Here is a 20231-nt window from a genome sequence, read left to right on the forward strand (position 1 = left end):
CGATCTTCATGCCGAGACGCTCGAGGATCCCCGTCATGTTGGCGATGGTCTGCTCCAGCGGCAGGTCCTTGCCTTCGATCCAGGTCTCCTGGCTCTCGCCGTCCTTGTCGAGCGAGCCGCCCATCAGCAGCGCCTGGGCGTTCTCGTCGATGTTCTCCACCGCCTCGATCTGGAACTCGGGGTTGTTCTGGATCACCCGCTTGACCGAGCAGCGCTCGATGGAGCGCAGAATGCCGGTGCGATCCTTGTCGGAGATGTCCGCCGGCAGCTCGATCTGGATGCGGAAGATCTGGTTGTAGCGGTTCTCCGGGTCGACGATGTTGTTCTGCGACAGCCGGATGTTCTCGGTGGGGATCTCGCGGGCGTTGCAGTAGACCCGCACGAAATAGGCCGCGCAGAGCACCGTGGAGGCGAGGAAGTAGTCGAACGGCCCCGGCGCCGAGCCGTCGCCCTTGTAGCGGATCGGCTGGTCGGTGATCACCGTGAAGTCGTCGAACTTGGCTTCCTGGCGCAGGTTGTCGAGATAGTTGACCTTGATTTCCATGGGGCGGACCGGGTTGCTGAATGGCGTGGCCCGGGCGTCGGCCGGGCGAATGGCGGCCATTATCCGGGTTTGAAGGCGAGGTGTCTTGGGGGGATCGGGAGACTGCTGGCTCGGAGACGTCTTCGGCCGATGCACGACAAGGCCCGAGTCCCCTGGCTCGGAGGACTCGGGCGCTGTCTTTCAGGGTGCGAGCTTATCCGAGGCGCGGCGGGGTGCTCTTAAAGTTTCTTTCATGACCGTGGAAGGGATGGGCTTTCTCGGTGGCAAGCTTTCGCGAGGGCGCTGTAAACCCCTCCCTGGGCGCTACCCTTGCCATCCATGGCAAGGGACCCTCGCTTCGCCTTGCCCCCCGACGCCCATCATCACAAGTGTTTGGAAATGCGTTCTTAGGAGGCGACCTGGAACGCCATGGTGGCCTGCACCGCCCGCTTCCAGCCGTCGTACAGCTCGTCGCGTCGATCTTTACCCATCATGGGTTCGAAGCGGCGTTCGATCGCCCACTGCTCGGAGATCTGCTCGCGGGATTCCCAGAATCCGAGTGCCAGTCCGGCGAGGTAGGCGGCGCCGAGCGCCGTGGTCTCGCTGATCTCGCTGCGCAGTACGTCGACGTTGAGAATGTCCGCCTGGAACTGGGCCAGGAAGTTGTTGGCGATGGCGCCGCCGTCGGTGCGCAGTTCGGTCAGTTCGATACCGGAATCGGATTGCATCGCCTCGAGCACGTCGGCCGTCTGATAGGCCATGGATTCGATGGCGGCGCGAATGAACTGCTCCTTGCTGGTGCCCCGCGACAGGCCGAACATCGCCCCACGCACGTTGGAGTTCCAGTAGGGCGCGCCGAGACCGGTGAAGGCCGGTACCAGATAGACGCCGTCGTTGCTTCCGGCGCGCTCGGCGTAGGCTTCGGAGTCCGATGACTTGCCGAGCATGCGCAGCCCGTCACGCAGCCACTGGACCACGGAGCCGGCGACGAAGATGGCCCCCTCCAGGGCGTATTCGACCTCGCCGTTGATCTCCCAGGCGATGGTCGTCAACAGCCCGTTGTCCGATGTCGTGGCCTCGCTGCCGGTATTCATCAGCGTGAAGCAGCCGGTGCCGTAGGTGTTCTTGGCCATGCCGGGTTTGAAGCAGGCCTGACCGAACAGCGCCGCCTGCTGGTCGCCGGCGATGCCCGCGATCGGAAGCTTTGTGCCGAAGAAGAACTTCGGCAGCACGTGACCGTAGACTTCGCTGGACGACTTGACCTCGGGCAGCATCGATTCCGGCACGCCGAACAGCTCGAGCAGTTCCGGATCCCATTGGCGTTCACGGATGTTGAACATCAGCGTGCGCGAGGCGTTGGTCACGTCGGTGACGTGTTCGGCGCCGCCGGTCAGGTTCCAGATCAGCCAGGAGTCCATGGTGCCGAACAGCAGGTCGCCTTTCTCGGCCTTCTCCCTGACGCCGTCGACATTATCGAAGATCCACTTGATCTTGGTGCCTGAGAAATAGGCGTCGATCACCAGGCCGGTCTTGTCGCGGACCATGTCGGCGTGGCCCGCTTCGCGCAGCTCGTCGCAGATCTCGGCCGAGTGCCGCGATTGCCAGACGATGGCGTTGTAGACCGGCTGGCCGGTGTGCTTGTCCCAGATCACCGTGGTCTCACGCTGATTGGTGATGCCGATGCCGGCGATCTCCTCGACGTCGACCTGGGTGTTGTTGATCACTTCGGTCAGGGTGGTCAGCACGCTGGTCATGATGTCGCGGGGGTTGTGCTCGACCCAGCCCGGACGCGGGAAGATCTGCTCGAACTCCCGCTGGGCGACGCCGGCGATCTTGCCGTCGTGGTCGAACAGCATGGCTCGCGAGCTGGTGGTGCCTTGATCGATGGCCAGAACATACTTCTTCTTGTCACTCATGAGAAACCTGTCCTTCTGAATGGTGAGTCCTGAATGAGGAGTCGACGTGTCTCTGAATAGCCCGTGGCGGCTCAATAGACCGTTGCGACGAGTGCAGCGAGGCTGCTGCCAATGATCGGGCCCGCGAACGGAACCCATGCGTAACTCCAGTCGTTGGAACCCTTGCTCCGGATCGGCAACATGGCATGGGCCAGCCGTGGCCCCATATCCCGGGCGGGGTTGATCGCGTAGCCCGTTGGCCCGCCCAGCGACGCGCCGATGGCGACCACCAGCAATGCCACAGCCAGCGGACCGAGCCCGTTGGGTGTATGACCGAACATGATGATGACGAACACCAGCACGAATGTCCCGATGGCTTCGGTCACGCAGTTCCAGAAGCGCGATCGGATCGTGGGGATGGTCGAGAACGTCGCCAGAATGGTGGTGGCATCCTCGGTGTCGTCGTATTGCTTCTTGTAACAAAGGTAGCAGAGCACGGCTCCCAGCCAGGCACCCACGAACTCGCCCGTGAAATAGGCCAGCGTATTGTCCAGGGTGATGGGAATGCCGTCCGCATACTCGGTGGCCGGGCCCAGCAACAGCGCGAGCGTGATGGCCGGGTTGAGATGGGCGCCGGTGTCGAACGCGATCCACACCCCGCAATAGACCGCGAGTCCCCAGCCGAAGAAGATCAGCAGCGGTCCGCCATTGTGACCGCCGGTCTTCTTGAGCAGCACGTTGGCCACCACGCCGCAGCCGAGCAGCGTCATGCACGCCGTACCGGCAATCTCATGCAGCACTATCGTTTCTATGACTCCCATGGTCTTCCTTAACTGTGAGTGATGTTACGGCCGGCATGGCCCGGATGACTGCGTCACGACGACGTTGCGATCGGTTGTCGAGGCGTGGCGCGTTCGTCGGCTACGTTTCCCCCTGCATCGCTGCCGGAGGCGGGCAGGCCAGGTAATCGGCGAGCCGACGCTTTTCGCTCTCGTCGAGCCGCAGACCGAGCTTGGATCGTCGCCAGAGGACGTCATCCGCGGTCCGGGCCCATTCGTGTTGGCGCAGGTAATCGACTTCGGCGGCATAGAGATCGGCGCCGAAGTGTTCGCCGAGATCGGCAAGGCTTTGTGCCTCGCCGAGGAGTTTCATGACCCGGGTGCCGTAGTTGAAGACCCAACGGTCGGCCGTGCGCGGCGGGATGAAGGCGTGGCTGGCCTGCAGCGACTCGACCAGCTCCCGGGGGTTGGCGTTCTCGCCGCCGGGCAGTGGATGACCCTTGCCGGTCCAGGCGGGTTCACGGTTACCCAGCTCAGGAGCCAGCTTGTCGACGGCGTCCTCGGCCAGGCGCCGATAGGTCGTCAGCTTGCCGCCGAAGACGTTGAGCAGCGGGGCGCCGCCGGAGAGATCGAGCTGGATGCGGTAATCGCGGGTGATTTCGCTGGCGTTGTCCTCGCGATCGTCGAGCAGGGGGCGTACGCCGGAATAGCTCCAGACGACATCGTCGGGACCGATCGGCTGCTCGAAATAGCGATTGGCGGCGTCGCAGAGATAGCGAATCTCGTCCTCCTCGATGGCGATCCTGTCCGGCTCGCCCTCATGCTCGACATCGGTCGTGCCGATCAGCGTGAAATCGTGTTCGTAGGGAATCGCGAAGACGATGCGCCCGTCCGGCTGCTGGAAGATGTAGGCGTAGTCGTGGTCGAACAGCTGGTTCACCACGATATGGCTGCCCTTGATCAGGCGCAGCGAATACGGGTGATCCTGGGAGGCGATATCGTCCAGGAAGCGCGCCGCCCAGGGGCCGGCTGCGTTGACCAGTCCGCGCGAATGCGCCTCGGTCGTCGCGCCGTCGGTCGTCTCGAGCATTACCTGCCAGCCGTCGGCATGGCGCACCGCAGCCGTTGCACGGGTACGCGTCATGACCCGCGCGCCGCGGCTGGCCGCATCCATGCAGTTGAGCACCACCAAGCGGGCATCCTGAACCCAGGCATCCGAGTAGGCGAAGCCCTTGGTGAACTCGGGCTTGAGCGGAATACCGGCTGCATGATCGGCGAACTTGACGCCTTGTGAGCCAGCCAGCGTCTGTCGTCCGCCCAGGTGGTCATACATGAACAGGCCGATTCGGATCATCCAGGCCGGCCGCAGATGCTTCTGATGGGGCAGGATGAAACGCATCGGCCAGATGATGTGCGGCGCGGCCTTGAGCAGTATCTCGCGCTCGGCGAGTGCCTTGGCCACCAGCTTGAACTCGTACTGCTCCAGATAGCGCAGGCCGCCGTGGATCAGCTTGGTGGAAGCCGAGGAGGTATGGCTGGCCAGGTCATCGGCCTCCACCAGCAGTACCGAAAGACCGCGGCCCACGGCATCCCGGGCGATGCCGGCGCCGTTGATGCCGCCGCCGATGACAATCAGATCGTAGCTTTCGTTGGCCATGTTCGGATCTGCTCATTGATGTTCACTTGAGATCATTGTGGCGCGAAATTGAACCTGATGAACTAAGCAGAAAGTCGTAGTGTTTAGACTCTTCTGTGGTTGGTTTTGGAAAATTTAATTAAAAATCAAACGGGTACGTAATGTTAATTCTCTGGTGGAAATGTTCATCAGTGAAAAATTAAATCGATATTTGTGAATATTCGCTATTCGTATCAGAACATGGCCCGTGTGAGGCGGGGCCTCTCTCTGGAATTCGAGGGCCAGCCGGGTGCTAAAGCTCAGATCCGTAGCTGAAAACGCGTGCGCTTTGAGCGATACTCATAACGATTTTTTCTCGAATGACATAAAAAACAGAGAGTCTCCGTTATGAGAAAGATGCTTTGCCCGCTGGCAGCCACGGTTTTCACTGCGATGTCCCTCTCACCGGTTCACGCCTTCGCGCAGGAGAAGACACTGACCATCGGCACCAACAATTGGGCGGAGAACGTCGCCGTCGCCAACCTGTGGAAGCTGGTGCTGGAGAATCACGGCTACGACGTCGAGTTGTCGGCCGTCGGCAAGAGCGCGCTTTACGCGGGGATGGCCGCCGATGATATCGATCTGTCGCTGGAGATATGGCTGCCGCATACCGACAAGGAATTTCTCGCACCCTACAAGGACACGCTCGAGGTTCACGCTGCCTGGTACGACAAGACCGGGCTGGGGCTGGTCGTGCCGAGCTACGTCGATATCGACACCATTCCGGAGCTGGCGAAACACGCTGACGAGTTCGAGTATCAGGGGAGTCCCACGATCCTGGGTATCGATCCGGGTTCCGCCATTGCCGGCATGACCGACGCGGCCATCGAGACCTACGATCTGCCGCTGGCGCAGGTCAACAGCTCGGAGCCGGCGATGATGTCCGCGCTCGACAGCGCCTACAAGAATGAAGAGCCGATCGTGGTGACGCTGTGGAATCCGCACTGGGCGTTTGCCGACTATGATCTCAAGTATCTCGAGGATCCCGAGAATATCTACGGTGATGGCGACACCATCTACTGGTTCTCGCGTCAGGGCTTCGCCGAGGACGACCCCTGGCTGACCGCGGTGCTCGATGCCTGGCACATGAGCGACCAAAGCCTCGGCACGTTGATGTCGGAGATCGAATCTCGAGGCGACCCGGTGGCTGGAGCGCGGACCTGGCTCGAAGAGAATCGGGACCAGGTCGATGAATGGCTGGCCGCTGGCGAAGAGGCTGGCTGAGCTGGCGGCATTGGCGGGTATCTTGACTCGCGAGGCTGTGTGACGAGCCTCGCGGGGTACAGAACGCTACCGGTGCTGGAAAATGGTTATCCACCCACCGCTCTCTGAGCCGATAGCGGGCGCGTTTCTAGAACCAGGTCTCCGCCTGCATTCCAAAGCTCCACTGACTGCCGGCATAACCCTTTTCGCCGAAGGCGTCGTCGCTGGCGAAGTCATTGAGTTCGTCGTCCCAGGTGATATAGGACGCGAAGACGCGAAGTTCCGGACGCTGGAAGAAGCCGCCCACGAATGGCTTGAAGGTCGGAGCGACGGTCAACTTGCCGAAACTGCCCTGTACCTTCTGGCGTCCCTTGTAGCCCTGGGGGTCGAGATCCATGGTCTGGTAACTGGCTTCATACTGCATCTCGAAGTTTTCGGTGATCTCGTTGGCAAGACGGGTGTTGAAAGAGGCCCAGAAGTAGTCGTCGTCATGGACGAAACGATCCTTGCTGACCTCGGCCAGCAGCGACGGTGCGATGCGCCAGTGAGGGGAGAGGTAGGTGGTGCCGTAGACGGCCAGGCGTGTCGCACGGGCGTCGTCGAGCAGCTCGCCGTTGGCGCCGATCTGCTTGACCTCCGCGCCGAGGCCCTCGCCGTGCAGCAGCGCGGCCATGAAGGTGCCTTCGCCCAGGCCGAAGAAGCTGTCGCCGCGGTAGGCCAGCATCCCGTGCACGCCGCTGTCGGCAGCGGTGCCGCTGCCATCGACGATGCGCTGGTCGTTGTCGTTGGCGGAGAGCGCGCTGAGCATGACCTGCCAGGGGCCGACATAGTTGTTGGCGGTCAGCACCAGGCTATCGGTGTCGGCGCTGATCTCGGTGTTTTCCGGATCGACGCTGAAATCGTCGAAGCTGCGGCCGTAGAGCGTGAAGTTACCGCGCCAGTCGTCGCCCAGCTCGACGTCGTAGACGCCGCCGCCGACGCCCGCCAGCTTGACCACATCGCTGTCGACCCAGTGGACGTCGAAGTTGTTGCGGTCCAGGCGCTTGCCGGCCCAGAGCGTGGCGTTCTCCAACGCGGTGCCCTCGAAGCTGGGCAGCTCGGAAAGCTCGACGAACACCTGGCGGACATTGAGGCTGGATTCATCGGCGGTCCAGTCGTTGCTGGTGGTGACCGAATCGGCGAGGGCGAACTGGAACCGCTGCCTGGCGCCGTTTTCGTAAGTTTTCAGATGATTGAAGCGAGCGTGGACGTAGGTGTCCGGCTCATTGCCGAGCCGGCCCACCGCGCCGCCCACCGAGCCGGCCGGCGTGACATAAGGGCCGCCGGGGATGCTCTTGCCGTCGTTACCCAGCAGTAGTCCCGAGCGAGCGTAGGCGCTGAAGGAGAACTCGTCCCCGCTGTCGACCTCCTTTTCCAGAGCGGCAAGGCGCGTTTCATAGTCGCTGCTGTCGTCAGGACGACGCTCCGATTCGAGTCGCGCCACGTTCGCCTCGGCGTCCCGGGCACGCTGCTCGGCGGCGGCTACCCGAGCCTCCAGCGCCTCGAGACGAGCTGCCAGGTCGGCATCGTCCGCAATGGCCGATGTGCTGGTGCCCAGGGACAGGGCCAGGGAGGAGAGAATCAGCCGGGAGGAGTTTTTCATTCTAGTATCCTTCGTACCTTGGGTGAGCCGTTGTTATTGGTTTTCGGGCATGAGTGCTCCCCGGAAGGGGAGAGCCGATGCTCTCCCCTCCCTCGAGAAGCGGACTTCAGGGGGTTGAATCCGGGCTAGTCGGCGAGCCTTTCGCGCTGGCCCGCCAGGGTGAACGCGTCGGGATCAATGAGGCGCCCTTCGGCCTCCACCCGGCCGTCGTCATGGAACAGCACGCGGCCATACTCCGGGTCTTCGACGACCCAGGCTTGCTGCTCGCGCACGGGGGTGAGTTGATAACGCGCGAGGAACGCTTCCGCCGAGGATCCGCGTCCCAGCCGCACGACCCACCAGCTGCGCTGCCCGGCAACGCGTAGCTCGTGATGGGCCGAGGCGCCGCGCGTCATCAACGTCGGGGGGGCGCTGGTGGTCAACGCCAGCACGCCGTGCCCCGAACGCGCCACGGCGCCGCGCTCATCGAGTCGCCACTCGTCGAACGCCGGAGTGGGGAACCAGCAGTGGGTGAAATCGGGCTGGGCCTCGTCGCCGTCGAACATCATCAGCGCCAACTGGCGGTACTGCTGGACGCGCGGGATGCTGGCCGAGCCGCCCCAGAACGAGGGTCGACCAAAGCCCGCCTTTACCCGTTCGCCCGGGTGGTTGATCCAGATCTGGGCGTGGGGCTCGCGGCCAACCCGGGCCTGCAGCAGGGTTTCCTGATACCCCCATTCGAACCAGCGGTAGCGGGCGGCGCTGCCCATGGCAGTGTCGCGGGTCTTGTAGTGGTAGAGCCGGGCAAAGCCGTTCTCGCCCTGCTGATAGGACCACTCCTGGCCCTGGTCGGTCTGCCAGCAGGCGCGCTGCTCGAGCGTCTCGGGCAAGTGCAGGCCATGATCTCGCAGGCACAGCGCCAGCTGCGCCAGGCAGTGGACATGGGCGCCGAAGCTGCCGGTGCGCCACAGCAGACGCGCCAGCCCGGTCAGTTCCAGGGTGTCGGCGACACACAGTGAGTGCTGGTAGCTGCGCCCCTGGGCGCCGGTGAGAACGCCCTGATGCGCCGAGTTGGCGACGATCGTGGCCAGCCGCTCGATGGCCCGCGCCGCCCGCTGGCGCAGATCGTCGTCGGGGCCGAGGGCGAAAATCGCGGTGAAGCCCTTGAGGTCGATCGGGAAGTAGGGCGCTGAGTTGAACTCGGCCATTTCCGCCTTCTCGAAATGGTCGAACCACGCCATCAGCCTTTGGCGCCCCGTCTCGCGCTGCTCGGCGCCGGTGCGCCCCGAGCGCCGGAAGCGCGCTTGCGGGTGCAGATGGCCGGCCAGGTAGCAGGCGGTGTGGAAGAGCAGGGCGTGGTTCTCGGAGAAGTACCACTGCACGTCGTTGCCCGGTTCGTCCATCCAGTAGCGGTAGTCGAGGATGGCGGCATCGATGCGTGCCACCAGTGCCGGCGCCAGCCGGTGCCCGTGTTGGATTCGCGCCCACAGCAGCGGTACCAGCGAGAAATCGGCGCAGTCGTAACACTGCTCGATGGCCGGCAGCTCCGCCTCGATGATCCTTTCGGCAGTGGCGCGCATCGCCTCGCTGCCCTCGTCAAGGCAGGCCAGGGCGCGTTCGGTATCCGACTCGGCGTTGGCGGCGATCCAGGCCAGCGTCTCGTCGATGCGGTCGTGCAGCTCCGCGGCGGGCGCGCCCAGCGCGGTACGCCGGGTGATCTCCGCCCCCAGTCGCAGGTCGGTGACGAAGCCATCGTGGTCGAACGTGATATCGAAATAGCGGTAGTCGGCGGGCAGTTCACGGGACTCGCAGAGAGGTGCCCGCTGCGCGCCGGCGGGGATCTCGAGCTGATATCGCTGGCGGCCATGGGACATGAAATGCCCGGCGACCTCCACCCTGGCCGTCACGGACCGTGTGAACGGCCGGGGGCAGACCAGTTCGATCGCCTCGCCGTCGTAGACGGTGCGATCGAGGTGCATGGCCTCCAGGGCGCGCTCGACCTCGCGCACCGTCTCGGGGTCGGCCGTGAAGGGGTAGCCGACCTGGGCATCGGGGCCGTCGAGCCAGACCAGCGAGAGGCGAATCACCGCGTCGCGTTCGCAGAGATCCTCGAACTGGAAGACGATGTCGTTATCGCCGGCCTGCAATTCGGCCTCGAACTCGGTCTCGTCCATGGCGTTGCGGGTCGCCGGCGACAGCCAGCCGGCGCTTTCGCCATTGACGTAAAGGCGTGCCGCGCCGCAGATTCCCGCGCGCAGGCGTGCCTTGCCGGAACGCTCGGCCCGTATGGCGGTCCGTGCCCAGCCGCGGATGCGCGTCGGGCGGAACCAGAATCCCGACAGGTCCAGCCACGGTGAGCCCATGGGCAGCACGTTGCGGGCCGCGCGCCAGTCTGGCAGCGGCTGCGGCTCGAGCGGTCGATCGCGACGTTCGGCGATATAGGCGGTACGGCAGGGGTAGGTGTGCGGAATCCAGTTCTTCTCCTTGGTCAGGAAGAAGGTGGAATCCATCTCGCCCTCCATGGTGGTGTCGGCCACGTCGTAGGCCGCCTCCACCAGCGGCAGTACCTGCCAGTAGGTCAACGGTTCACCAACTCGCAGGTTCATCAGCGCAGGCTCTCGATGGCAACGGGATCGACGTCTTCGTAGGCCTGGTTTTCCCCGGTCATGCCCCAGACGAAGGCGTAGGGGCCGGTGCCGGCGCCCATGTGGATCGACCAGGCCGGCGACAGCACCACGTCGCCGTTGGCCACCACCAGGTGGCGAGTGTTGTCGGGGCGCCCCATGAAGTGCATGACGCGATCCTCGGCGGCCAGATCGAAGTAGCAGTAGGCCTCCATGCGGCGCTCGTGCAGGTGCGGCGGCATGGTGTTCCACAGCGAACCGGGGGCCGGGTCGGTGATCCCCATCAGCAGCAGGCACGAGGGCGCCACCTTGGGGTGCACGTACATCGCCAGCGAGCGCACGTTGCTTCTGGCCGCGTCGCCCATGGTGATGACCTTCGCTTCCGATTTGGGAATCAGGCGATGAGGGATGTCCGCGCCGGCGGGCACCGAGTTCATATAGAAGCGGGCCGGTGCGTCGGCCTCGTCGCTGCCCAGGGTGATCTCCTTCGCCCCGCGGCCGACGTAGAGCACATCGCGGTTGGCCAGCGCTTGGCGCTCCCCGTCGATCTCGATCCAGCCCGGCTGGCCCAGGTTGGCAATGCCCATCTCGCGCGCATCGAAAAAGAACGGCGTACCCACCTCGCTGCCGTCGCCGAAGGTCAGCGGAGACTGAAGAGGCACGGCGCCGCCGACGATCATCCGGTCCAGATGGGTATAGGTGAAGGCGATCTCACCGGGGGTGAAAAGCCCCTCGACCATGAAGGTGTCACGTAGTGCGGTGGTATCCATGGCGTCGATCTGGTTGGGGCCGGCGCCGTAGCGTGTGGTCATGCTCATGGTGTTGCTCCCTGAGGGATGGAAGAGAAAGGACTCAGCGCGCCAGCCAGCCGCCGTCCACGTTCAATACGGTGCCGTGGATGTAGTCGGCGGCCGGCGACGCCAGAAAGACGGCGCTGTCGGCGATATCGCGGGGCTCGCCCCAGCGGCCGGCGGGAATACGCGCGAGGATCGCCTCCGAGCGCTCGGGGTCGTTGCGCAGCGCTTCGGTGTTGTTGGTGGCGATATAGCCCGGCGCGACAGCGTTGACGTTGATGCCGGAGGCCGCCCACTCGTTGGCGAGCAGCTTGGTCAGCCCCGCCACGCCGTGCTTGGAGGCGGTGTAGGAGGCCACGCGAATACCGCCCTGGAAACTGAGAAGGGACGCGATATTGACGATCTTGCCCGTGGCCCCACGCGCCAGCAGCGCTTTGGCGAACGCCTGGGAGGTGAAGAAGAGCGCCTTGAGATTGACGTCGATCACGTCGTCCCAGTCCGCTTCGGTGAAGTCGACGGCGTCGGCGCGGCGAATCATGCCGGCGTTGTTGACCAGCACGTCGATAAGGCGGGACTGAAAAAGATCCCTCGCCGCCATGGGGTCGGCGAAGTCGATGGCCATGACTTCGGCGGTGCCACCCTTCGCCGTGATGGCGTCCACGGTCTCCTGCGTCGAACGACGCCCGGCGCAGATGACGCTGGCACCCGCCTCGGCGATGGCGATGGCGATGGCGCGGCCGATGCCGGTGTTGGCACCGGTCACCAGCGCCACGCGTCCCGTGAGTGAAAATCGTGACATGGGAACTCCTCTGATTCGTCAGTCTTTCCAATGGATCGGGCTGTCGTTCCCGCGGATTACATCAGCCCGAAGAGGTGCGGCAGCCCCAGCGACAGCCAGGGGATGTAGGTGACCATCAGCAGGGCGATCACCAGCGCAAAAAAGAACGGCAGAATCGGTTTCACGACCTGGTCGATACGCAGTCCGGCGATCGAGCAGCCGACGAACAGCACGCTGCCGACCGGTGGTGTCATCGAGCCGACCCCGAGATTGAAGATCAGCATGATGCCGAACTGCACCGGATCCATGCCCATCTGCTGGGCGATGGGCAGAAAGATGGGCGTGAAGATCAGTACGGCCGGGGTCAGGTCGATGAAAAAGCCGATGACCAGAAGGCACAGGTTCATGATCAGAAAGACCACGATCAGGTTGTCGAACTGCAGAATCGTATCGGCAATCATGTCGGGGATGCCTGCTATCGTCATGACGTAGGACATGACCCCCGAAGAGGCGATGAGAAACAGGATGGAGGCGGTCAGGATCGCCGAGCGGCAGAAGATGCGCAGGTATTCCCGGGGCGTGGTCATGCGGTAGGCCAGCGAGAGGATCAACGCGTAGAGCACGGCGACCGCCGCCGCCTCGGTCGCGGTGAAGACGCCGATGACGATACCGCCGATGATCACCACGATCATTCCCAGTGCCGGCAAGGCGCGAAGAACGATCTGCAGCGCTTCGCCGGGCGTGCTGCGAACGCTGCTCCGGTAGCCGCGCTTCCTGGCGATGATGCCCGCCACGATCATGACGGTCAGGCCCATCAGCATGCCCGGGATATAGCCGGCAATGAACAGTGCCGAGATCGAGGTCCCACCGGAGACCAGCGAAAACAGAATCAGTGGACCGCTGGGGGGAATCAGAATGCCGGTGGGAGCGGAGGCGATATTGACGGCGGCGGCGTAGTCGGGCGCGTAGCCCTCCTTGCGCTGCAGTGGCCCCATGGTGCCGCCCACCGCCGCTGCGGCGGCGATCGACGAGCCGGAAATCGCGCCAAAGAGCATGTTGGCGATCACGTTGGTATGGGCCAGGGAGCCCGGCAGTCGCCCGCCTACCAGACGGGCCAGATCGATCAGGCGAATGGCGATACCGCCCTTGTTCATGATGTCGCCGGCCAGAATGAAGAAAGGAATGGCCAGCAGCGTGAAGCTGTCCAGCCCGGAAAACATCTTCTGCGTCGAGATGAAAAGCGCGGTTTCCGGAGGCAGATAGGCGATACCCACCAGCAGCGAGGAGGAGACGATCGCCACCGCTATCGGCGAGCCCATGAAAAGCAGCAGGAAGAAGATACCGAACAGGACGAACGCGGCGTTGAGCGGATCTGCCATGAAGTTCATGTAGGCAATCATGTCAGAGCCCCCCGACGCCGGATTTGGCGTAAGGCAAGCGCAGGCGGCCCGTCATGATCAGAAAGACATTCAGGATCTGGAGGATGAAGATGATCACTGCCGATATCGGCAGGATTGAATAGGCGTACCCCATCGGAATCTGCATGATTGGCGACATCTGGGTCAGCGCCGATAGGCTGGCTTTCCACCCGCCCAACAACAGGACGAATCCTGCAAAAACCAGCACGACAACAGAGTTGATGAGATAAAGAACACGTCCGGCCTTTTCCGGCAGCAGTGAAGGAATCAGGTCCAGAGCCAGGTGCCTGTTGGTGCCAAAGCAGTAGGCCGCACCTGTCAGCGCCATCCATATCATCAGAAAGCGCAGGGTCTCCTCGGTATAGAGGGCGGGAACGCCCAGCAGATATCTTGTCGTCACCTGCCAGAGCATCAGGCAGACCATGGCGATCAACATCATCGCCATCAAAACCAGAAGAACTCTTTCCAGCCATCTCTTGAACGAAAGCATAAGATCACTCCGGGACCGAACCACGGAAATAGAAGCGTGCCGTTTTCTGAATGATGATTAATGGGTCGGTATTTAAAGATTGAATATCGAAACTTAATTTTGCAATATGAAAAAAAATTTCATTACTTATACGATAGTCATAACTATCGGATCCGCGAAAGGGCAATGCGAAAGGGCAATGCGATGAAGAAAAAGGGAAGGCGGCTGAAGCTTGCCGATGTGGCGGCTCACTGCAACGTTTCGATCAGCACCGCGTCGCGAGCGCTATCGGGGACGCCGGGGGTGCGGGCCGACCTGCGCGAGCGCATTCTCGCCACCGCGCGGGAGCTGAATTACCAACAACCCAGTACGCTGGCTGGTCAGCGTATCGTGGTACTGGCCAGCGCGAGAGCGATGGTGGACTACCAGCGCAACCAGTTCACGACCCATGTGCTCTACGGGATCAAGGCGCAGGCCAAGCTGCTGGACATGGAACTCGAGATGCAGAGCGCGCCGGATCGCCAGAGCGAACTGGCGCTGCTGAAAGAGGCCGAAGCATCGAAGGAAGTGGCCGGGCTGCTGTTCCTGGCGGTGGACGACGAAGTCGTGCTGGCGCAGGCGCGAACGCTGGCCAAGCCCATCGTACTGGTCAATGGCGACGACCCGTTGATGCAGCTCTCCAGCGTGGCGCCGCACAATCGCGCAGCGGCGGCGGCCGCCACCCAGTATCTCGTCGACCTGGGGCATCAGCGCATTCTGTTCTGCACCAACCCGGGCCGTCGCACCATCGAGCGGCGCCGCGAAGGCTGGCTCGAATCGCTGCCCGTCGAGGTGCAGGCAGATCGGGACGACCTCATAGTCGAGGTCGAGGAGTGGACGCCGGAAGCGGCGAGGGCGGGAATCGCGGCAAGGCTCGATCGGGGCGACGATTTCACCGCCGTGCTGTGCGCCGGCGACAGCCTCGCCATCGGCGTGGTGCTGGAACTCCGCGCCCGCGGACTGCGGGTCCCGCAGGATGTCTCGGTGGTCGGTATCGACGGACTCCCCCAGGGCGAATTCCTGGCACCCGCGCTGACGTCGGTACACGTTCCCATGAACAGTATCGGTCAGGCCGCGGTCAATCTGATGCGCGAACATGTGCTCGATGAAAGTTTCATTGCCCGTCGTGTCGAGCTCGCCTGCGAACTCGTAGTGCGCTCCTCATCGGGACTAAAGTCCTAGTTATGAAAATTTTTTTCATATAGATATTGGTTTTCATCCCGGGCAGAATCGATCCGAACCCTGCGGAAGCGTTGCGATAAACGATCGCGGCTGCGGATGGATAGACGGGAGAAAACCATGAAATTATCTACAACGGTTGTCACCGCATTTTCGGTGGTAACTCTGAGTATCGCCAGCGCTAATGCCGATGTAAGAATGAGGCTGGCCAACGCGTTGTCAAAGGATCATCCGAGCAGCGTCGTGCTTCAACGGTTCGCCGATGAAGTCCGTGAAAAAACGGATGGCGAGGTGTCGATCCGTCTTTTCGTCAATGGCGTGTTGGGCTCCGAACGGGAAGTCCTCGAGCAACTTCAGAATGGTGCCGTTGATATCACCCGCGTCAGCGCGGCAAGTCTGGAAAACTTCGATCCCGTTTTTCGCGTCTTTTCTCTCCCCTATATTTTCGAGGATGAAGACGATTTCTACGCAAAAATGAGGGGGCCTGTCGCCTCGACCGTTTACCAGGCGACAAAGGACGATGGTTTTCAGGGACTGACCTTTTTCGATAGCGGTGCCCGCTCTTTTTACACCATCTCCAAGCCGATCGAGACGCCCCAGGATCTGCAGGGGCTCAAGCTTCGGGTGATCAACTCCAATACCTCGATCCGCATGGTGGAACTGATGGGGGGGACGCCGACGCCGCTTCCCTACGGGGAGGTCTACACCGCGCTACAGTCGGGCGTGATCGATGGTGCCGAAAACAATCCCACCGCCCTGACCATCGGCCGCCACGGTGAAGTAGCGAAATACTACTCCCTCGATCAGCACCAGCGTATTCCCGACTTTCTGGTGATCTCCAACCGTGCCATGGAGAAGATGACGGACGAGCAGCAGGAGATCGTCCGCGAGGCGGCCGCCCACGCCACGGAGGCCTATCGCGGGCTATGGGACGAAGCGGTGCGGAAAGCCCTTGCCGATGCCCGCGAGATGGGGGTGGAGGTCAACCGGCCTGACCAGGAGCCGTTTCGTCGCGCCGTTCAGCCGCTTATCGATGAGTATCGTCGAGACGACATCGTCGGCCCCCTGCTGGAACAGATCGTTTCGGATTGAACTCTCCCCGACGTGAGTGCGTTGTCTAGCGATGCATGCGCCTTGATCCCGTGGATCGTGAAGGCGTCGCGTCAAGCGGCTTGCTCACCCTCGTTCCGCTCAAAGTGTTCCCGGTTACATGGATGGTTGTTTCATGAGCGCTCTGCCAGAAATTTCGAAAGATGGACTGAAACGTCATATCGCGCTTGTCATCAGAGGGCTGACCGAACTGCGCCACGACGGTCGCTTTCACGAACCCAATCTCGATGGCACCGCGGGCGATTACGTCAGTTTCAACAGTTGGGAGTGGCCCCAGGGCGTCGGACTCTACGGGATCGCCAGGCTCTGGCAGCATACCCATGATGAAGAGGCGAAAAAGCTGCTGGAGAACTGGTACGAGGCCCAGTTGTCCTCCGAACTGCCTCCCCTCAATGTCAATACCACCGCGCCGATGCTGGCCCTGTCGATCCTGTGGTCGGAAACCGGCGATCCCCGCTGGGAGGAGGCCCTCGCCAGTTGGGCCGAGCGGTTGATGGCGGAGATGCCACGCACACGCTGCGGCGGGTTTCAGCACAATGTCTCGGACAAGATCAACGACGACGAGCTCTGGGACGACACCCTGTTCATGGTTGCGCTTTTCCTGGCCAACTATGGCCGGGCCGCCGACCGTCCGGAGCTCTCCGAAGAGGCCTGCCTTCAGTTCCTGGTACACACCCACTACTTGAGCGAGCGCGAAACCGGCCTGTGGTTCCACGGCTGGACGTTCGACGGCCATCACAACTTTGCGCGGGCCCGCTGGGCGCGGGGCAACTCGTGGATTTCCGCCGGCCTGCTGGATTTCCTCGAAACCGCCGACCTGACACCATCGCTCGAGCGTTATTTCGGCTGGGTACTGCGTGCCCAGATGGAAACCCTGCTCGACTACCAGTGCCCCAACGGCGCTTGGCGAACGCTGGTCGACGATGAGATCTCCTACGAAGAGATCTCCGCCACGGCGGCGTTCGGCTACGCCTTCCTGAAAGGGGCGCGTCTCGGTTACGGCGACGAACGTTGGGAGCGTGCCGGCAGATTGGCGCTGCAGGCGGTGATCGACAACATCGAGGAAGACGGCACGGTTGCCAACGTCTCCTACGGTACGCGGATGGGAAACACGCTGCAGTTCTACCGGGACATCCCGATCCATCCCACCGCCTACGGGCAGTCGATGTCACTGCTGTGCCTGGTGGAGGCGCTCCAGCACTGAGTCTTTCTCAGCGACATCGATGAAGCTGGCCTGACGTTGCGCAGGCCTGTCCCATACGGCCATCACAGCCTCCTAGACTGAATGCCCCCTCGCTGCAACCACCCCTTCTCACGCTATTGGACAATTGATTAAACGCTGCTTCACGCTCTAGTCTGTGCCGATTGCCGGCTGTCTGACAGGCCGGCATCACAACGACAAGCGGCCACAAGCCGATATCACAAGAACAGCGATAGCTGTGCAGGAGATGGATAATGAAGAAGACGCTGCTTGCGGCTGGCATCGCCGCCATGATGCTGGGCGCGACCCCGGTCATGGCCAAGACGCTGGTCTACTGCTCCGAAGGCTCGCCGGAGGGGTTCGATCCCTCGCTCTACACCGCTGGCACCACCTTCGATGCGTCGAGCAAGACGATCTACAACCGCCTGGTCCAGTTCAAGCCGGGTACCACCGAAGTCGAGCCGGCCATCGCTGAGAGCTGGGACGTGTCGGATGACGGCCTGGAAGTGACCTTCCATCTGCGCGACGACGTCAAGTTCCAGACCACCGACTACTTCACCCCGAGCCGCATGCTCGACGCGGACGACGTCATCTGGACGTTCGAGCGTCAGATGGACGAGAACAATCCATACTACAAGCTGGCCAACGGCAGTTTCGAATACTTCAACTCGATGTCGATGGGCGAGCTGATCAAGTCGATCGAGAAGGTCGACGATCACACCGTGAAGTTCGTGCTCACTCAGCCCAACGCGCCGTTCGTGGCCAACCTGGCGATGGATTTCGCCTCGATCCACTCCAAGGAGTACGAGCAGCAGCTGCTCGACGAGGGCAAGCCGGAGCTAGCCAACCAGCAGCCGATCGGTACCGGTCCGTTCCAGTTCGTCAACTATCGTGAAGACGCGGCCATTCGCTACCAGGCCAACCCGGACTATTTCCGCGGCAAGCAGCCGATCGACAACCTGGTCTTCGCGATCACCTCCGATGCCCAGGTGCGCTATCAGAAGCTGATGGCCGGAGAGTGCCAGGTGATGCCGTTCCCGAACCCGTCCGATGTCGAGGAGATGCAGCAGAACGACGACATCAACGTGCTCGAGGAGGCCGGTCTGAACGTGGCTTATCTGGCCTACAACACCCAGATGGCGCCGTTCGACAAGCCGGAAGTGCGCAAGGCACTGAACATGGCGATCAACAAGCAGGCGATCATCGATGCGGTGTTCCAGGGTGCCGGCCAGGTGGCCAAGAATCCGATTCCGCCGTCCATGTGGGGCTACAACGACGCCATCCAGGACGATCAGTACGATCCCGACAAAGCCAAGCAGATGCTCGAGGACGCGGGGGTCGAGAACCTGAAGATGAACATCTGGGCGATGCCGGTCCAGCGTCCGTACATGCCCAACGCGCGACGCACCGCCGAGCTGATGCAGTCGGATCTGTCCAAGGTCGGCGTCGACGCGCAGATCGTCACCTACGAGTGGGGCGAGTACCTGAAGCGCTCGTCGGACACCAAGCGTGACGGTGCGGTCATCCTCGGCTGGACCGGCGACAACGGCGACCCGGACAACTTCCTGGGCGTGCTGCTCGGCTGTGACGGTGTCGGCGGCGCCAACCGCTCGCAGTGGTGCTACAAGCCGTTCGACGATCTGATCCAGAAAGCTCGCACCCTGGATAGTCAGGAAGAGCGCGCCAAGCTCTACGAGCAGGCCCAGGAGATCTTCAAGGAGCAGGCACCTTGGGACACCCTGGCCCATTCCACGGTCTTCATGCCGCTGCGCAAGGAAGTGACCGGCTACAAGATCGATCCGCTCGGCGGCCATAGCTTCGAAGGCGTCGACATCGAGTGATTCTCTCCTAGCGAAGACGCGGGGCGGCCCTGACAGCCGCCCCGCGTCTTAACGCGTGACTAGCCAGTACTCCAAAATGTTCAAATTCTTTCTGGTCAAGCTGGCGCAGCTGGTCCCGACGTTCATTGGCGTCACCATCGTTGCGTTCGCTTTCATTCGCCTGTTGCCGGGCGATCCGATTCTGCTGATGGCGGGGGAGCGCGGCATTTCCGCCGAACGCTACGCCCAGCTCGAATCTCAAATGGGCTTCGACCGCTCTCTGGTCGTCCAATATCTCGATTTCCTGAAGGGATTGCTGCATGGCGATCTCGGTAACTCCCTGGTGACCCACGCCCCGGTCATGGACGAGTTCATGAGCCGCTTCCCGGCGACGCTCGAACTCTCGCTGTTCGCGTTGGCGTTCGCCGTCATCATCGGCCTGCCAGCCGGCGTGCTGGCCGCGGTCAAGCGTGGCAAGACGCTCGATCACACCATCATGGGGGTCAGCCTGACCGGCTATTCGATGCCGATCTTCTGGTGGGGCCTGCTGCTGATCATGCTGTTCTCGAGCACCCTGGGCTGGACCCCGGTCTCGGGGCGCATCTCGTACATGTACTTCATCGAGCCGGTCACCGGCTTCATGACCATCGACAGCCTGATCGCCGGCGACTGGGGCGCGTTTCTCTCCTCGCTGCACTATCTGATCCTGCCGTCGATCGTGCTGGGAACGATCCCGCTGGCGGTCATCGCCCGGCAGACCCGCTCCTCGATGCTCGAGGTGCTGGGCGAGGACTACGTGCGCACCGCACGCGCCAAGGGACTGTCGAACTTCCGCGTGATCATGGTGCATACCCTGCGCAATGCGCTGATTTCGGTGGTGACGGTGATCGGTCTCCAGGTGGGCCTGCTGTTGGCGGGAGCGATCCTGACCGAAACGATCTTCTCGTGGCCCGGTATCGGCAAGTGGATGATCGACGCGATCTCGCGACGCGACTATCCCTCGGTGCAGGGTGGCCTGGTCCTGATCGCGTTCATCGTGATGATCGTCAATCTGCTGGTCGATCTCGCCTATGGCGTCATCAACCCGCGCATCCGCCATTAAC

16 protein-coding genes are annotated in these 20231 nt (G+C 62.5%); 6 read left to right on the forward strand and 10 right to left on the reverse strand.

Translation table 11 applies throughout. The features are described from left to right. From Q0602_RS23855 to glpD, 4 genes are all read right to left on the reverse strand, one after another. Positions 1-544, reverse strand: a 544-nt coding sequence (locus tag Q0602_RS23855; RefSeq protein ID WP_298848696.1) for an OsmC family protein, incomplete at its 3' end; no start/stop codon positions are given. 386 nt (positions 545-930) lie between these two features. Further along, positions 931-2439 (reverse strand): glycerol kinase GlpK, encoded by a 1509-nt coding sequence (gene glpK / locus Q0602_RS23860; protein WP_295035632.1) that lies wholly within the window; start codon positions 2437-2439, stop codon positions 931-933. A gap of 71 nt (positions 2440-2510) precedes the next feature. Further along, complete coding sequence (locus Q0602_RS23865; protein ID WP_295035634.1) at positions 2511-3239, reverse strand: MIP/aquaporin family protein; 729 nt, start codon at positions 3237-3239, stop codon at positions 2511-2513. A gap of 100 nt (positions 3240-3339) precedes the next feature. Next, complete coding sequence (gene glpD / locus Q0602_RS23870; RefSeq protein WP_298848604.1) at positions 3340-4854, reverse strand: glycerol-3-phosphate dehydrogenase; 1515 nt, start codon at positions 4852-4854, stop codon at positions 3340-3342. 366 nt (positions 4855-5220) lie between these two features. Here glpD and Q0602_RS23875 point away from each other — a divergent pair, with 366 nt between their 5' ends. After that, a complete protein-coding gene (locus Q0602_RS23875) occupies positions 5221-6096 on the forward strand; it encodes a glycine betaine ABC transporter substrate-binding protein (RefSeq protein WP_298848606.1) in 876 nt (291 codons plus the stop codon). 127 nt (positions 6097-6223) lie between these two features. On the opposite strand, the gene Q0602_RS23880 is transcribed toward Q0602_RS23875, so the two are convergent. From Q0602_RS23880 to Q0602_RS23905, 6 genes are all read right to left on the reverse strand, one after another. Next, positions 6224-7717: a carbohydrate porin gene (locus Q0602_RS23880; protein WP_298848608.1), complete on the reverse strand. Its 1494-nt coding sequence runs from the start codon at positions 7715-7717 to the stop codon at positions 6224-6226. 125 nt (positions 7718-7842) lie between these two features. Beyond that, a complete protein-coding gene (locus Q0602_RS23885; RefSeq protein WP_298848610.1) occupies positions 7843-10302 on the reverse strand; it encodes a hypothetical protein in 2460 nt (819 codons plus the stop codon). Continuing rightward, positions 10302-11138 (reverse strand): 5-dehydro-4-deoxy-D-glucuronate isomerase, encoded by an 837-nt coding sequence (gene kduI / locus Q0602_RS23890; RefSeq protein ID WP_298848612.1) that lies wholly within the window; start codon positions 11136-11138, stop codon positions 10302-10304. Before kduI ends, Q0602_RS23885 begins: the two co-directional genes overlap by 1 nt. Before the next feature lie 34 nt (positions 11139-11172). Then, positions 11173-11913: a 2-dehydro-3-deoxy-D-gluconate 5-dehydrogenase KduD gene (gene kduD / locus Q0602_RS23895; protein WP_298848614.1), complete on the reverse strand. Its 741-nt coding sequence runs from the start codon at positions 11911-11913 to the stop codon at positions 11173-11175. Positions 11914-11969: 56 nt separating this feature from the next. After that, positions 11970-13271, reverse strand: coding sequence for a TRAP transporter large permease (locus Q0602_RS23900; RefSeq protein ID WP_367277010.1), 1302 nt, complete (start codon positions 13269-13271; stop codon positions 11970-11972). A 22-nt stretch (positions 13272-13293) separates the two neighbouring features. Beyond that, complete coding sequence (locus Q0602_RS23905; RefSeq protein WP_298848618.1) at positions 13294-13800, reverse strand: TRAP transporter small permease; 507 nt, start codon at positions 13798-13800, stop codon at positions 13294-13296. A gap of 165 nt (positions 13801-13965) precedes the next feature. Between Q0602_RS23905 and Q0602_RS23910 the strand changes: the two genes are divergently transcribed. The 5 genes from Q0602_RS23910 (at position 13966) to Q0602_RS23930 (ending at position 20230) form a co-directional block, all read left to right on the forward strand. Continuing rightward, positions 13966-15000 (forward strand): LacI family DNA-binding transcriptional regulator, encoded by a 1035-nt coding sequence (locus Q0602_RS23910; protein ID WP_298848620.1) that lies wholly within the window; start codon positions 13966-13968, stop codon positions 14998-15000. 117 nt (positions 15001-15117) lie between these two features. After that, on the forward strand, positions 15118-16089 hold the full coding sequence (locus tag Q0602_RS23915; RefSeq protein WP_298848624.1) for a TRAP transporter substrate-binding protein: 972 nt from the start codon (positions 15118-15120) through the stop codon (positions 16087-16089). Between the two features lie 133 nt (positions 16090-16222). Then, positions 16223-17311, forward strand: coding sequence for a glycoside hydrolase family 88 protein (locus Q0602_RS23920; protein WP_295037796.1), 1089 nt, complete (start codon positions 16223-16225; stop codon positions 17309-17311). Positions 17312-17562: 251 nt separating this feature from the next. Beyond that, entirely contained in the window at positions 17563-19149 is a 1587-nt protein-coding gene (locus tag Q0602_RS23925; protein WP_298848627.1) for an ABC transporter substrate-binding protein, read from the forward strand. A gap of 76 nt (positions 19150-19225) precedes the next feature. Then, positions 19226-20230, forward strand: a complete 1005-nt coding sequence (locus Q0602_RS23930) for an ABC transporter permease subunit (protein ID WP_149436969.1) — start codon at positions 19226-19228, stop codon at positions 20228-20230. Position 20231 lies beyond the last annotated feature (1 nt).

It is taken from the genome of uncultured Salinicola sp., assembly GCF_937921195.1.
Lineage (GTDB): Bacteria > Pseudomonadota > Gammaproteobacteria > Pseudomonadales > Halomonadaceae > Salinicola.

Excerpts from the sequence above, each read along its gene's own strand:
- Q0602_RS23925 (WP_298848627.1), top strand. The coding sequence starts at position 17,563 with ATGAAGAAGACGCTGCTTGCGGCTGGCATCGCCGCCATGATGCTGGGC.
- kduI (WP_298848612.1), bottom strand. The coding sequence starts at position 11,138 with ATGAGCATGACCACACGCTACGGCGCCGGCCCCAACCAGATCGACGCC.
- Q0602_RS23885 (WP_298848610.1), bottom strand. The coding sequence starts at position 10,302 with ATGAACCTGCGAGTTGGTGAACCGTTGACCTACTGGCAGGTACTGCCG.
- Q0602_RS23865 (WP_295035634.1), bottom strand. The coding sequence starts at position 3,239 with ATGGGAGTCATAGAAACGATAGTGCTGCATGAGATTGCCGGTACGGCG.
- Q0602_RS23915 (WP_298848624.1), top strand. The coding sequence starts at position 15,118 with ATGAAATTATCTACAACGGTTGTCACCGCATTTTCGGTGGTAACTCTG.
- glpK (WP_295035632.1), bottom strand. The coding sequence starts at position 2,439 with ATGAGTGACAAGAAGAAGTATGTTCTGGCCATCGATCAAGGCACCACC.
- Q0602_RS23930 (WP_149436969.1), top strand. The coding sequence starts at position 19,226 with ATGTTCAAATTCTTTCTGGTCAAGCTGGCGCAGCTGGTCCCGACGTTC.
- Q0602_RS23880 (WP_298848608.1), bottom strand. The coding sequence starts at position 7,717 with ATGAAAAACTCCTCCCGGCTGATTCTCTCCTCCCTGGCCCTGTCCCTG.
- Q0602_RS23875 (WP_298848606.1), top strand. The coding sequence starts at position 5,221 with ATGAGAAAGATGCTTTGCCCGCTGGCAGCCACGGTTTTCACTGCGATG.
- Q0602_RS23910 (WP_298848620.1), top strand. The coding sequence starts at position 13,966 with ATGCGAAAGGGCAATGCGATGAAGAAAAAGGGAAGGCGGCTGAAGCTT.
- Q0602_RS23920 (WP_295037796.1), top strand. The coding sequence starts at position 16,223 with ATGAGCGCTCTGCCAGAAATTTCGAAAGATGGACTGAAACGTCATATC.
- glpD (WP_298848604.1), bottom strand. The coding sequence starts at position 4,854 with ATGGCCAACGAAAGCTACGATCTGATTGTCATCGGCGGCGGCATCAAC.
- kduD (WP_298848614.1), bottom strand. The coding sequence starts at position 11,913 with ATGTCACGATTTTCACTCACGGGACGCGTGGCGCTGGTGACCGGTGCC.
- Q0602_RS23905 (WP_298848618.1), bottom strand. The coding sequence starts at position 13,800 with ATGCTTTCGTTCAAGAGATGGCTGGAAAGAGTTCTTCTGGTTTTGATG.
- Q0602_RS23900 (WP_367277010.1), bottom strand. The coding sequence starts at position 13,271 with ATGGCAGATCCGCTCAACGCCGCGTTCGTCCTGTTCGGTATCTTCTTC.